We start from the raw sequence: 12,423 nt of genomic DNA on the forward strand, positions 1-12,423 counted from the left end.
TCGGCAACGTGCCGCTGGCAGCGGTGCTCTACAACGGCGGCATCAGCTTCGGCGGCGTCATCTCGTTCGTCTTCGCCGACCTGATCATCGTGCCGATCCTGGTGATCTACCGGAAGTACTACGGCACCAGGATGATGCTCGTCCTGCTCGGCACCTTCTACGCCACCATGGTCCTCGGCGGGTACGCCGTGGAGCTGATCTTCGGCGGCCTCGGCCTGGTCCCCGACCACGGCCAGGCCAAGGTCATGACCGAGGCCATCACCTGGAACTACACCACCTGGCTCAACATCGCCGCGCTCGTCCTGACCGCCGTGCTGATCGTCCGCTTCCTGCGCACCGGCGGCCGCGAGATGATGTCGATGATGAACGGCGCCCCCGACGACGGGACCGGCCACACCCACCACGAGCACGGCGCCCACACGGGCCATGTTGACCATGACAGCCACGGCGGGGACGCCTCATCCGGCACGCAGGCCGCAGGGAACGGCGAGCACGGGAGGGCGTCGCGATGACCGCCTCCAGTAATCCCGGCATGCCGACCCCCGTCCCGGCTGACGCGGACATCGGCTCGAGTCCGACCCCCACGCGGCGCACAGTCCTGCGGGCCGGCGCCGTGGGCGTCGTCGGGGTCGGTGCGACCTCTGCCCTGGCCGCGTGCAGCGGGCCCAACGGCTCGGGCGGTTCGAGCGGGGACGGCGGGAGTGTTTCAGCGGCGGACCTCATCGGGCCGCACTCGCACGAGGTCCTGGCTGCCGAGCGGGCTCGACACGCTACGGGACGGCTCGTGACGCGCACTCTGACCCCCGAGGCGACCACCATCGACCTGGCCGGCACCCGGGCACGCACCTCCGCGTTCGACGGCAACGTCCCGGCCGACCCCATCCGAGCGACGGCTGGTGACCAGCTCCGTGTCGAGGTTCGCAACAAGCTGGACGTCCCGACGACGGTGCACTGGCATGGGCTGGCGTTGCGCAACGACATGGACGGTGTCCCCGGTCTGACGATGCCGGTCGTCGGGCCCGGTGCGTCGTTCCGCTATCAGTTCACCCTCCCCGACCCCGGCACCTACTGGTTCCACCCTCACGTCGGTGTGCAGCTCGACACCGGACTGCTCGGCGCCTTGGTCATCGAGGACCCGAACGAGCCTCTGGACTATGACGAGGAGCACGTCTTGGTCCTCGACGACTGGACCGACGGCGTCGGGAAGACCCCTGAGGAGAATCTCGCCGACCTGCGCCGCAACGGCATGAAGTCGATGAGCGGCATGGGCAGTTCCGGCGGCATGGGTAGCTCCGGCGGGATGGGCGGTATGAGCGGGTCGGGAATGGGCGTGTCCGCGTCGAACCCGCTGGGCCAGGACACCGGCGATGTCCGCTACCCGTTCCACCTGATCAACGGCCGACCGGCCAAGGACCCGACCACGATCTCGGCCAAGCCCGGACAGCGACTGCGGCTGCGGCTCATCAACGCCGGCTCCGACACCGCCTACCGGTTCGCGGTGGCCCGGCACCGACTGACGGTGGTCGCGGCCGACGGCTACCCCGTGGAGCCGGTCGAGGTCGACACCCTGGTCCTGGGCATGGGCGAGCGCTACGACGTCCTCGTCACCGCCACCGACGGCGCCCACGCGGTCGTGGCCAGTCCCGAGGGCAAGCCCGACGGCCCCGCCCTCGCGGTCTTACGCGTCGGCAACGGCCCAGCGGCGGCGCCGGCCCCACAGGCGCGGGAACTGACCGGTCGGATGCTGACCTACAGCGACCTGCGACCCACCCGCGCCGTCGCGATGCCGGCGGCTACGCCGGACCGGACCCTGGACGTCGCCCTGCAGATTAAGAACGGCGGCCGCCAGTGGGTCATCAACGGCGCCACCTACGCCGACCGGAAACCGCTCCAGGTGCACCCCGGCGAACGAGTCCGCCTCCGGATGCGCAACGCCAGCATGATGTTCCACCCAATGCACCTGCACGGGCACACCTTCGCGCTCGTCCAAGCCGGCACACCGGGAGTCCGCAAGGACACCATCAACGTCCTCCCGATGCAGGCGCTCGAGATCGACGTGGTCGCGGACAACCCGGGTCAGTGGCTGCTCCACTGCCACAACGCCTACCACGGCGAGCTCGGGATGATGACCCAACTGTCTTACGTCCGGTGACGCACAGAGCCCCGGTGACTACCCAAGCGGGTGGTCACCGGGGCTTGGCGAGCTGTCGGCGCCGGATGGGTGCATCCAAGGCTCAAGCCAGCGAGAGGAAGAGCTTCTCCATCTTCTTCACGTCGAGGCTGTCGACGTCGCCGTCTCCCGCGGCCAGGCACTGCTGGAGACCGGAGGCGACGATCGCGAACCCGGCCCGGTCGAGGGCCTTGGAGACTGCGGCGAGCTGGGTGACGACGTCTTCGCAGTCGCGGCCCTCCTCGAGCAGGCGCAGGACGCCCGCGAGCTGGCCCTGGGCGCGCTTGATGCGGTTGATGACCGGCTTCATGCCGTCGGGGTCGAGCTCCATCACTTCTCCTGGCTGGGGGTGTCGGTGCCGGCACTGCTCGCGGACCGGGGGGTGAGGGCCGCCAGCATGGCGGTGAGGCGCTGGCGGGCGTCGGTGGCGACCTCGTCGAGGCCTCCCGAGGTCGAGAGGCCCATCATCGCGTTGGGGTCGAAGGCCTCGACCACGGTGGTGTCGGCGTCGATCGAGCGGACCACGACGTTGCACGGCAGCACGGTCGCGATGGAGGGGTCCGCCTGCATGGCCTGGTGCGCCAGCTGCGGACGGCACGCGCCGAGGATGACCTGGGGCGCGACGTCGACGTCGAGCTTGGCCTTCATCGTGGCCTGCAGGTCGATCTCGGTGAGCACGCCGAAGCCCTGGTCGGCCAGACCCTCACGAACCTCGGTCACGGCGGCGTCGTACGGCATCGACAAGGTGGTGGACAGGGTGTAGTCGCTCATCAGGCGCTCCTGGTCATCGCGGTGTTCTCGGTGGGGTCAGTCTGCTCGGTGGACCAAGCCGGTTCCGGCTCCAGCGCGCGGGCGGCGTCGATGACCTGGGCCAGTGCTGCGGCCGGCAACGCGCCGGGCTGGGCGAAGACCAGCTGGCCACCCTTGAACGCCATCAGCGTCGGGATGGAGGTGATCTGCGCGGCGGCAGCCAAAGCCGCCTCGGCCTCGGTGTCGACCTTCCCGAACACCATGTCGGGGTTCGCGGCCGACGCCTGCTCGTAGACCGGCGCGAACTGACGGCACGGGCCGCACCAGGAGGCCCAGAAGTCGATAAAGACGATCTCGTTCTCCGCGATGGTGCGCTCGATGTTCTCGGCGCCCAGGGTGGTGGTGCTCATGCTGCTCTCCTTCGTGGTCCGCGCGGGGCCCTCCCCGCTCAGAGAACTAGAACCAGGATACCCCCTTGGGTATTCCGTCGAATCCCACCAGGTGGCCGAACCTGGGGGCGAGCTCGATTTGCAAAGGATACCCCCCTGGGTGTTAGCGTCCGTTGAAAGAGATACCCCCCATGGTATCTGTCCAGACTTCGGCGGGACGCCCATCATCGCCCGTCCGCGCACACCATCCCTCGAGCACTGAGACGAGTAATGCCATGACCATGACGGCTCCCGGCCGCCACGTCCGCACCCGCACACCCGAGCTGGGTTACCGCCCCGGCCCGCTGGGCCGGTTGGGGGTGTGGGTGACCGACCACGCGCGCCTGGTCTCGGTCGTGTGGCTGCTGGTCATCGTCGGCCTCGGGGTGTTCGCGCCAAAGGTCGAGTCCCAGCTCTCCGGCGCCGGATGGCAGGCCGACGGCTCGGAGTCGGTGGCCGTGCGCCAGCTCGCCCAGGACCACTTCGGCGGCAACGCCAGCTCGGCCATCCAGGTCGTCGTCCACGCCAAGGAGGGCACCCTGGGCGACCCCGCCGGACGCAAGATCCTCGCCGAGGTCACCGACCGACTGAAGGCCGAGCCCCGCATCGCCGACGTCATCGCGCCCCAGCCCGGCGCCAGCCTCAGCCGTGACGGTCGCACCGCGGTCGTGCTCGGTGGCGCGGGCGCGGACACCAACGAGATGGTCCGGGTTGCCGACGACCTCAAGGGTCCGCTCCAGGCGCTGTCTACGTCCCAGGTTCAGGTGAACCCGACCGGCGCCTCGCTGCTGTGGTCGGACTTCAACTCCGCCAACCTCGACGCCATGATGGCCTCGGAGATGTTCTCCTGGCCCGTCACCCTCGCCATCCTGGTCCTGGCCTTCGGCGCACTCGTGGCCGCCGGACTGCCGCTGATCCTGACGCTGGCCGGCCTCGTGGCATCGGCCGGTTCGCTGGTGTTGATCAACCAGCTCGTCCCGGTCTCGATCTGGGCCATGAACTTCGCGATGATGTTCGCCCTGGCCCTCGGCATCGACTACGCCCTATTCATCGTGGTCCGCTACCGCGCCTCACGCTGGGGCAGCAACCGCAGTCCTCGGGAGGCCGTCGCCGAGACCATGGACACCGCCGGCAAGGCCGTCCTGCTCTCGGGCGCCACCGTGCTGATCTCCCTGTCGGCGGTCATGCTCGTTCCCTCGCCCTCGTTCCGGTCGATGGCCGGCGGGATCATGCTCTCGGTCCTGTTCGTCCTCGGCGCCACCCTCACGCTCCTGCCGCTAGTGCTGGCCAAGCTCGACGCCCGCATCAACAAGCTCTCCCTGCCGTGGTCGAAGTCCAGTGAGCACCGCTCGCCCAAGTTCGCCGCCTGGGGCGAGCGCCTGTGGAAGCGCCCGATCGCGTTCGGCCTGGCCGCCCTGGTCGTCCTGCTCGTGCTCGCCGCCCCCGTCCTGGGACTGAAGACCGCGATGCCCTCGATCAAGGTCCTGCCCACAGAGGCCTCCGCCCGCGTCGGCTACGACATCGTCAAGGACGCCTTCGGCCCCGGCGCCCCCGGCACCCTCCAGGTCGTCGTCAGGACCACCGACGCCAAGACCGCCACCGCGGTCCTCAGCCAGGACCGCGGCATCGCCGGCGCCCTGCCGGCCCAGCCCGCAGCCGACGCCAGTGGCTGGTCGCTGATCCAGGCCGTCCCCACCGTCGACCCCTCGAACCCCGCCCTGTCGACCACCGTCGACCGGCTCCGCGCCGACCTCCCCGCCTCCGCCAAGGTCGGGGGCGCCGCAGTCGAGAACCTCGACCTCAAGGCCCAGCTCGACGCCTCCACCCCCCTGGTCATAGGCGTCATCCTGGCCCTGGGTTTCCTGCTCCTGCTGGTCGCGCTCCAGGCGCCGCTGATCGCCCTGCTCGGCACCCTGGTCAGCCTGCTGTCGACCGGCGCCGCGTTCGGCATGGCCCGGCTGGTCTTCCAGGACGGCTGGGGCACCAGCTGGATGGGGTTCGAGTCCCAGGGGTTCCTCGACGCCTGGGCCCCGGTGTTCTTCTTCGCGATGATCTTCGCCATCGCCATGGACTACACCGTCTTCCTGCTGGCCTCGGCCAAGGAGCACTACGAGCACTCCGGGGACCCGAAGGAGGCCATGGTCGGTGCGCTCGCGCACTCCGGCCGGGTGATCTTCGCCGCCGGCGCGGTCATGGTCGCGGTCTTCTTCACCTTCGCCCTGTCCGGCCCGCTGCCCCCGAAGGAGATGGGGATCGTGCTCGGCGTCGCCGTGCTGCTCGACGCGTTCCTCGTTCGGCTCGTCCTGCTGCCCGTGCTCTTGCGCCTCACCGGCAAGGCAGCCTGGTGGGCACCTGCCTGGCTCACCCGGATCCTGCCCAACATCACGTTCGCCCACGACTGACCGCACCACGCCTCAGGTCTCCTGCACGTAGACCCAGGAGACCTGAGGCACCCGCTCCACCCCGCCCATCCCGCGACACCCCACCCGAAGGAGAACCCCCATGTGCCGTCCCGTGAAGTGCAAGACCTGCGGCAAGACCACCTGGGCCGGCTGTGGCCAGCACATCGCCCAGGTCAAGGCCGGCGTCCCCGCCGGCAACTGGTGCCCCGGCAAGCACACCCCGGCAGAGAAGGCCGCCGCCAGCAGCAGCCAGGCCAGCCAGGGCGGCCTGCTCGGCCGCCTCTTCGGCCGTGGCTGAGCAATCCGCCGCGGCGTCGCACTGGGACGAGGTCTACTCCACCAAGGACGTCGAGACCGTCTCCTGGCACCAGCGGGTCCCCAGCACCTCGCTGCGGCTGATCGGGCCACCGCGCAGGACCCTGGTCGACATCGGCGCCGGCGCCTCTCCCCTGGTCGACCACCTGCTGCAGACCGGCTGGGACCACGTCACCCTCCTCGACGTGTCGGCCACAGGCCTCGACCTCACCCTGGCCCGTCTCGGTGACAGCACCGACCGGGTCGGCGCGGTCGTCAGCGACGTCCTGTCCTGGTCGCCCGCCAGGACCTACGACGTGTGGCACGACCGAGCCGTGCTCCACTTCCTCACCGACCCCGCCGACCGCGCGGCGTACGCCGACCTGGCAGCCCGCGTCCTGGCACCCGGCGGGCGACTCGTCATCGGCGGCTTCGCCCCCGACGGCCCCACCCACTGCTCGGGCATGCCCACCGCCCGCCGATCAGCCGACGAGCTGGCCGCCGAGTTCGAGGAGCTCTTCGACCTCGAACACTCCGAGCACGAGACGCACGTGACGCCCTCGAAGACCGAGCAGTCCTTCACCTGGGTGGTCCTCACCCGCAACTGATCCACCTGGCCCGTCCTCACGAATCCGGACCCGAGCGGTCGCACCACCACCAACAACGAAACACGCCCTGACCTGCAGTTGCAGGTCAGGGCCTCCCGGGCGAACACGCAACTGCACTGGACCGGGTCCCGGCGGGCCAGGCGGGCGACGGCCCACCTTCACCGTCCCTTAACGCTGGCCTTCCTACGGTGAGGCTCTCGCCGCACCCGGCGGGTCCACACCACGCTCGTCCGCCACGTGGTGGACAGGTGACGAGGAGGCACAGCGATGACGCACGACACAGCCCAGGTTGTCTGGGCAGGACTCGACGACCACTGGTTCCGGCTCGTCAACGCACTCACCCGCGACACCCCGTGGCTGCATGCCCCGGCAACAGCGTTCGCCAAGTACGGCGTGATCCTGTTCGCAGGCCTCCTCGCGGCCTCGTGGCTACTGGCCCGACGCGACGGCCCACTCCCCCGCGTCGCCGCCGCGTTGTGGGCCCCGATCGGAGCCCTGATCGCCCTGGGCCTCAACAGACCGTGGGGGCGGCGGTCGCCGAGCCCCGCCCGTACGCCGTGCTATCCCACGTCGAGGTCCTGATGAGCCGCACGACGGACTTCTCATTCCCCAGCGACCACGCCGTCATGGCCGGGGCCGCGGCGGCCGGCGTGATGCTGGCCCACCGGCGCCTCGGCCTCGCGACCACCGCGCTGGCGCTGCTGATGGCCGCCACCCGTGTCTACGTTGGGGCACACTTCCCGCTCGACGTGGTGGCCGGTTTGGTCCTGAGTGCCGCCGTGACCGCCGGCACCTGGCTGATCATCCGGCCTCTGGCCGTCCTGGCCGTGGAGAAGCTGACGCGCACGCCGCTGCGACCGCTCGTGGCCGCGGCACCAGTCCCCACCCGACCGGTCACGGCTCCTGCCCATCACCGATTGGGCGAACACGCGGGTTCCCTGCAATGACCGGCCTGGTCGACCAGTTCCTTCTGACATCGACCTGGGTGCTGCTCGCTGTGGTGTTCGCCCCACCGGCTCTGTAGACCTCGGCAATCCTGGGCTTCACTCTCCCGGGTGAGAACGCGCTCCTGCTGGGCGCGGTCGTGGCCGGGATGGGCCACCTGCCCCAGCTGGCGGTGATCGCGGCGGGCATCACCGGGCGGTCCTGGGCGACGCGGCCAGGTTCTGGGCCGGTCGCCGGTGGGGCCGCCGGGTCCTGGACTCGACCGTGGCTCGCATAGTGCCCTCGCGTCAACCTCGCGCGTGCTGAGGACGCCTTGCGTCGCCGAGGTGTCACTGCGGTGCTGCTGGGGCGTTCACCGCTGCTGTGCACGTTATGGTGCCTGGTCTCGCCGGCATGTCCGGGATGGCTCCGAAGGGGTTTCCTGGCTGCCAACGTGACCGGCGGCAAGGTCCAGGCGACCCTCGTGGCCACGATCGGGTTCCTCGCCGGGGACGGCTGGCACATCCTGGAGGGACACCTCTCTCGCCTGCGCTGGGGAACGCCCAAACTCGTCAACGACTGGGTGACCCACGCTGAAGCCGCCGATCCCCTCGACTGCCGCGTCGCCCGCACCTCCAGGCGTTGAGCGCGCCCATGCCTCTGGTGGCTCATCGACAGACCGTCCGCCGGACCCATCACGCTACCCAGCGTGGTGAGGTGCGGTTTCGTGGCGCACGGGCGGTGGCCATCTCGGGCGCTGAACACAGCAAACGGGGTGGACCAGACGGCTCCTCGAACCGCGGCGCTACCCGACGTAAGCGAAGATCATTGCCACGAAGATCCTGGCGGCCGTCATCACAGGAGTGAGCACGTCAACACCGGCGACGCCCCGCCGAACGCCGCCGGCCTGAGAGTCTCAGGACCACCAGAGCGACGATCATCCGCAGCTTCCTCAGGTCCCCACCTAGGCGATCCCCACTCGAACTCAGCCCTTCGGAACCCCTGCAGACGACCGGACGGGGCGGCCGCGAGGCCCCCACCGCGTTCGACCTCGCCACGGCCAGATCTCCGGCCGAGCGAGGGGAGCAATGATCCCCGACCGCTCACCTCCACACGTGGTGATCACCTGAACGGGCAACTGACCCGAGTGAGGGTTCATAGAGGTCGAGCTGATGCACAACCCGGCGGGCCAGGTTTTCCAGCGCAACGGTTCTCCACGCGTCCAGCCTGCGAGGGCGCTCATCCAGGACACACAGGGTGCCAACAGGAAACCCCTCCCGCGAGACCAACGGGTGGCCGCCGTAGAACCGCACGTTTCCCCAGCGACCATCGACGAAGGGGTTGGTCGCCCACCGCTCATCCATGGAGGCGTCCATGACGTGGACAGGGCGACAGCCGTCCACGATCGCCCCGCACATCGAATCCCGACGCGCGAGGATGGTGACCTCAGTCCCCACCGACGCCAGCGTCCTCTGAACGGTGGCAGTGATCAGATTGATGGCGGCGACCGGCGTCTGAGCCAGAGCAGCAGCTTCTTCAGCAAGCGTCCGCAACTGCGGCATACCGGCTGGAACAGCTTGATAGCGGGAGACGACGTTCCAAGCCGCACCCCGATGCAGCGACAGCTCGCCTCCCCCCACACCGTGGAGCCGAGTGAGCATCACAAGTCCTCCACGGTTGCGCAACGGATCGACGCCCCCACCATAGGCGAAAAACCCTCCTATAACGGGCAATCCGGCAGCCCGACAGGACAGTTGCCGGTGGTTGGGCCTGCCACACCCCTGCGCAACGGTCGGCGGGCGGTCCGGCCCGTCCCGGCCCGTCACACCCGGCCCGCGTAGGCGAGCACCCCGGGGAGTGCTGGTCCATCGCCTGACCCGCGAGTGGAGGAGACCGGCTGTGCTCAGCCCCGACCACGCCGGCACCGACCGCGGCTGTCCGCCGGGCCATCCTTCCCACGAGGCGCCGCCGGTGTTCGTAGGTCCGAGCGCGGGTGAGCACGGAGCCGGATCAAGCGAGCACTGGGTGGGTATCCCCGGGGTGGCTCTACTTTCGTGGGGTTTGCCTTCAACCCGAGGAGTTCCTGTGTCGACCGACGCCATCGTCCTGCTCAAGGATGAGCACAAGCAGATCCGCAAGGCCTTCCGCACGTTCGAGAAGACCGGGAAGGACGCCCACGCTGCTCAGGGCAAGGCGGTTGACCGGATCATCGAGCTCCTGACGGTGCACACCTTCATCGAGAACGAGGTGATGTACCCCGCGGTGCGCGAACTCGTGCCAGACCTGGACGCCGACGTCCTGGAGTCCTACGAGGAGCACCACGTCGCCGACCTCCTGGTGATGGAGCTGGTCGCGATGAAGCCCGGTGCCGAACGATTCATCGCCAAGACCACCGTTCTCATCGAGAACGTGGAGCACCACATGCGCGAGGAGGAGGACGAGTGGTTTCCCAAGGTCCGCCAGGCCCTGGGTCGCAAACAACTCCAGGAACTCGGCCAGCGGATGATCGTAGCCAGGGAGTCGGCTCCTACCCGACCCTCCCAGCCTGGGGCCCTGAAGAAGACCGTCAAGGCGATCATCGACTGAGTCGCCGCCCCGCACCTCCACGCCAGTGCGACCCGCCGCGCCGCACCTCGCGAAGTCAGTTGAACCACCGGACCGCCAGAAGGGGCCGCAGATGCGCTCGATCGTGCCTGCGGGTCCCGTCCAACCCATGAGCCCGTCACGCCCCGACCCTCCCAGACAGGCACAACAGCGTGAGGTGGTCGTCGCGACCGCGGTGAACCAATCTGGGCAGGTCCCCGTCAGCGGCCGACCTCAGCTGTTCGGGCGGTACGCCACTTCCACGGCACAGTCGCCGAAGCCGCCGCTGGCCCGGCGCCGACTAGGACGAAGCAGCAAACATCCCCTTGCCCGCACGTGACCTCGTCGGGCGACAAGGGGCGACCTCGTACGGATCTGCCGACTGCCTCCCCTCGTACCAACACGGCCGACGACTTGGTCGGACCGAGCAGCGGACAACGGCTGTGTCAACAGTGCGGTGGGGTATTACGTTCACCCCGGATGGGACACCGGCATCCCTCCCCCGTCGGGTCGAACTAGGCCCCCACGCTCACTCTCGGGGCGCGTGGGGGCTGCCCGACTCACGCCACCGGCAGTACATGCACACAGCCACCGGTTGATGACGTCTATGGCTCCCGCAGCCGATCGGCCCCGCTCCGAACCAGGGCGCTGGCCGAGGCCTCGGTCTACAAGACGGCGCGCGCCAGCATCATCGCGGCCCCACGACCGCACCGATCTGGACGCGGGCCTCGCCGTAGGTCATGACGTGGCCGAGGCGCTAGCCGTGGCCCTGAGGACAGGGTTCGGATCGAGTTTCGGTGGCCACTCCGGCGTGGCGGCACGCTGGTCACAGACGCCCGCGGTTCCGGGGGCTACCGAAACACGATCTTCTTCGCGGGTGGGCGTGGTCCGGGTCGACGAGGTAGCGCCACCTGGTGGCGCGCGCTCAAGCCACGGCGTACGGCCCCTGGCGCGCTCGACGCAACCGGGCCAAGCATTAAGCGGTGCGGGTCACCAGGCGACCGGTGGCGCGGCCTTCGCTTCCGCGGGCGTCTCCCAGAACGCCGACCACGTCGTCCGCCTGGTCAGCTGTGCTCCCCGGGCCCGCACGGCCCGCCGGCGGACTCGTCACCCGGTCTCTGAGGACCCGGTCTCGTGGCAGAACCCGCCGTGGAGGACATTCAGGCGTTCCTGCTCCAGCACCCTGACCGCCCGCCCCGCGAGGGCGTCGAGCCCCGTGATCTGAGCGGAGGTGAGCTCGCGGGGCCGTGTGTCCATCACGCACAGGGTGCCGACGACCACCTGGTCGGGTGAGACCAAGGGGTGGGCACCGTAGAACCGGATGTTGGCCCATCGCCCGTCGACGAAGGGTTTGTGAGCCCACCGCTCGTCCTGAGCGGCGTCACGGACATGGACGGAGCGGCCCTCAGCGACAACGACCGCGCACATGGTGTCTCTCGCGTCGAGGACGCTGAGCTCGACCCCGACAGCGGCGACCGTCCTCTGCGTCGACGACTTCAGCAGGTTCACCGCCGCAAAGGGAACTGCGGCCATCCTCGCCGCTTCCTCGGCCAGTGACTGCAGCCCGGCGGCCCCCCGCGGTACCGCGTCGTAGCGCGCCACGGAGGCATCCTGGGCGACGGAACCTGCGAGGCTGGAGGCACGGTCAGCCAGCTGACGACGCGAGTCCAAGCGGATCACGATTACCCCCACAGGCTGGAGAGCAGACGGCCCAGAGAACAAGCCTTGATGCGTCCGACGGTAAGCACCCGACCATCCAAAATGGAGCGTTTAGGTCGACGATCCCCCATCCGGACTAGCCGAAGTAGCCCGTTCACGGGAGCGGTAGGGCTCAGGCAAGCCCGGACGCAGGCGGGTTTCGCGGTCGGCCTCCTGGCCCACGCGCTTCAGCCTGCGTACGAGAAGTGCTGACGACGCCGTACGACTGTGCGCGCGATCCACGGCATGATTGACCTTGCTCAGCCTCAGGCGGCGCCGGGGCCGGCGCTGGCAATGAGCAGGACGCCGCGTAGAGACGCTGCTGGTGAGCCCGGGCAGATGCCACCTCCTGTACCCCCTCCGAACGACGTCCCTGAGCAACGTAGAAGCAAGACCTCCTACTCGAGGACAACGCTAGGCGGCTTCGCGGCTTCGAGCCTGTCGGCAACGCTCGAAAATGAGGCCGATCCGACGCTCGAAAACGAGGCCACCGGTTCGTGTCTTCTAGTCTGCCGTGTCTTGGGTTCTGATGCTGGGCAGAGTGTCGATCCCGCGGTTGCGTAGCC

Annotated in this window: 14 protein-coding genes; 9 read left to right on the forward strand and 5 right to left on the reverse strand. The window is 69.2% G+C overall.

Features of this window, described 5'->3' with window-relative positions; genetic code table 11:
• The coding region (locus ACYVDA_RS20450) for a permease (protein ID WP_460820388.1) at window positions 1-512 on the forward strand (512 nt) is incomplete at its 5' end.
• Window positions 513-784: 272 nt separating this feature from the next.
• The gene (locus ACYVDA_RS20455; protein WP_460820389.1) at window positions 785-2,152 is read left to right on the forward strand and encodes a multicopper oxidase family protein; all 1,368 of its coding nucleotides are present in this window, start codon (window positions 785-787) and stop codon (window positions 2,150-2,152) included.
• A gap of 82 nt (window positions 2,153-2,234) precedes the next feature.
• Here ACYVDA_RS20455 and ACYVDA_RS20460 read toward each other — a convergent pair whose 3' ends face one another.
• Genes ACYVDA_RS20460 through trxA form a run of 3 tightly spaced genes read right to left on the reverse strand, consistent with a single transcriptional unit; the run spans window position 2,235 to window position 3,330 of the window.
• Window positions 2,235-2,501, reverse strand: a complete 267-nt coding sequence (locus ACYVDA_RS20460; RefSeq protein ID WP_460820390.1) for a metal-sensitive transcriptional regulator — start codon at window positions 2,499-2,501, stop codon at window positions 2,235-2,237.
• Window positions 2,501-2,941 (reverse strand): DUF302 domain-containing protein, encoded by a 441-nt coding sequence (locus ACYVDA_RS20465; protein WP_460820391.1) that lies wholly within the window; start codon window positions 2,939-2,941, stop codon window positions 2,501-2,503. The genes ACYVDA_RS20460 and ACYVDA_RS20465 overlap by 1 nt, the downstream gene beginning before the upstream one ends.
• Window positions 2,941-3,330, reverse strand: a complete 390-nt coding sequence (gene trxA / locus ACYVDA_RS20470) for a thioredoxin (protein WP_460820392.1) — start codon at window positions 3,328-3,330, stop codon at window positions 2,941-2,943. The genes ACYVDA_RS20465 and trxA overlap by 1 nt, the downstream gene beginning before the upstream one ends.
• Window positions 3,331-3,584: 254 nt before the next feature.
• Here trxA and ACYVDA_RS20475 point away from each other — a divergent pair, with 254 nt between their 5' ends.
• The 6 genes from ACYVDA_RS20475 (at window position 3,585) to ACYVDA_RS20500 (ending at window position 8,222) form a co-directional block, all read left to right on the forward strand.
• Window positions 3,585-5,750, forward strand: a complete 2,166-nt coding sequence (locus ACYVDA_RS20475) for an MMPL family transporter (RefSeq protein ID WP_460820393.1) — start codon at window positions 3,585-3,587, stop codon at window positions 5,748-5,750.
• Between the two features lie 100 nt (window positions 5,751-5,850).
• Complete coding sequence (locus tag ACYVDA_RS20480) at window positions 5,851-6,048, forward strand: hypothetical protein (RefSeq protein ID WP_460820394.1); 198 nt, start codon at window positions 5,851-5,853, stop codon at window positions 6,046-6,048.
• Window positions 6,041-6,652, forward strand: coding sequence for a class I SAM-dependent methyltransferase (locus ACYVDA_RS20485; protein WP_460820395.1), 612 nt, complete (start codon window positions 6,041-6,043; stop codon window positions 6,650-6,652). The genes ACYVDA_RS20480 and ACYVDA_RS20485 overlap by 8 nt, the downstream gene beginning before the upstream one ends.
• Window positions 6,653-6,919: 267 nt before the next feature.
• Window positions 6,920-7,234 carry a hypothetical protein gene (locus ACYVDA_RS20490; protein WP_460820396.1) on the forward strand — a complete coding sequence of 105 codons (315 nt, stop codon included), beginning with the start codon at window positions 6,920-6,922 and terminating at the stop codon, window positions 7,232-7,234.
• A complete protein-coding gene (locus ACYVDA_RS20495) occupies window positions 7,234-7,599 on the forward strand; it encodes a phosphatase PAP2 family protein (RefSeq protein ID WP_460820397.1) in 366 nt (121 codons plus the stop codon). Before ACYVDA_RS20490 ends, ACYVDA_RS20495 begins: the two co-directional genes overlap by 1 nt.
• 431 nt (window positions 7,600-8,030) lie before the next feature.
• Window positions 8,031-8,222 (forward strand): hypothetical protein, encoded by a 192-nt coding sequence (locus ACYVDA_RS20500; RefSeq protein WP_460820398.1) that lies wholly within the window; start codon window positions 8,031-8,033, stop codon window positions 8,220-8,222.
• A 457-nt stretch (window positions 8,223-8,679) separates the two neighbouring features.
• Here ACYVDA_RS20500 and ACYVDA_RS20505 read toward each other — a convergent pair whose 3' ends face one another.
• Window positions 8,680-9,237, reverse strand: coding sequence for a hypothetical protein (locus ACYVDA_RS20505; protein WP_460820399.1), 558 nt, complete (start codon window positions 9,235-9,237; stop codon window positions 8,680-8,682).
• Window positions 9,238-9,661: 424 nt separating this feature from the next.
• Between ACYVDA_RS20505 and ACYVDA_RS20510 the strand changes: the two genes are divergently transcribed.
• Window positions 9,662-10,162, forward strand: coding sequence for a hemerythrin domain-containing protein (locus ACYVDA_RS20510; protein ID WP_460820400.1), 501 nt, complete (start codon window positions 9,662-9,664; stop codon window positions 10,160-10,162).
• Window positions 10,163-11,266: 1,104 nt separating this feature from the next.
• Here the strand turns inward: ACYVDA_RS20510 and ACYVDA_RS20515 are convergent.
• Window positions 11,267-11,761: a GAF domain-containing protein gene (locus tag ACYVDA_RS20515; protein WP_460820401.1), complete on the reverse strand. Its 495-nt coding sequence runs from the start codon at window positions 11,759-11,761 to the stop codon at window positions 11,267-11,269.
• Between the last annotated feature and the right edge of the window lie 662 nt (window positions 11,762-12,423).

This window comes from Nocardioides korecus (assembly GCF_054778395.1).

Bases quoted from the DNA above. Each gene is read 5' to 3' on its own strand.
- ACYVDA_RS20460 (WP_460820390.1), bottom strand. From the start codon at position 2,501: ATGGAGCTCGACCCCGACGGCATGAAGCCGGTCATCAACCGCATCAAG.
- ACYVDA_RS20465 (WP_460820391.1), bottom strand. From the start codon at position 2,941: ATGAGCGACTACACCCTGTCCACCACCTTGTCGATGCCGTACGACGCC.
- trxA (WP_460820392.1), bottom strand. From the start codon at position 3,330: ATGAGCACCACCACCCTGGGCGCCGAGAACATCGAGCGCACCATCGCG.
- ACYVDA_RS20475 (WP_460820393.1), top strand. From the start codon at position 3,585: ATGACCATGACGGCTCCCGGCCGCCACGTCCGCACCCGCACACCCGAG.
- ACYVDA_RS20480 (WP_460820394.1), top strand. From the start codon at position 5,851: ATGTGCCGTCCCGTGAAGTGCAAGACCTGCGGCAAGACCACCTGGGCC.
- ACYVDA_RS20490 (WP_460820396.1), top strand. From the start codon at position 6,920: ATGACGCACGACACAGCCCAGGTTGTCTGGGCAGGACTCGACGACCAC.
- ACYVDA_RS20495 (WP_460820397.1), top strand. From the start codon at position 7,234: ATGAGCCGCACGACGGACTTCTCATTCCCCAGCGACCACGCCGTCATG.
- ACYVDA_RS20505 (WP_460820399.1), bottom strand. From the start codon at position 9,237: ATGCTCACTCGGCTCCACGGTGTGGGGGGAGGCGAGCTGTCGCTGCAT.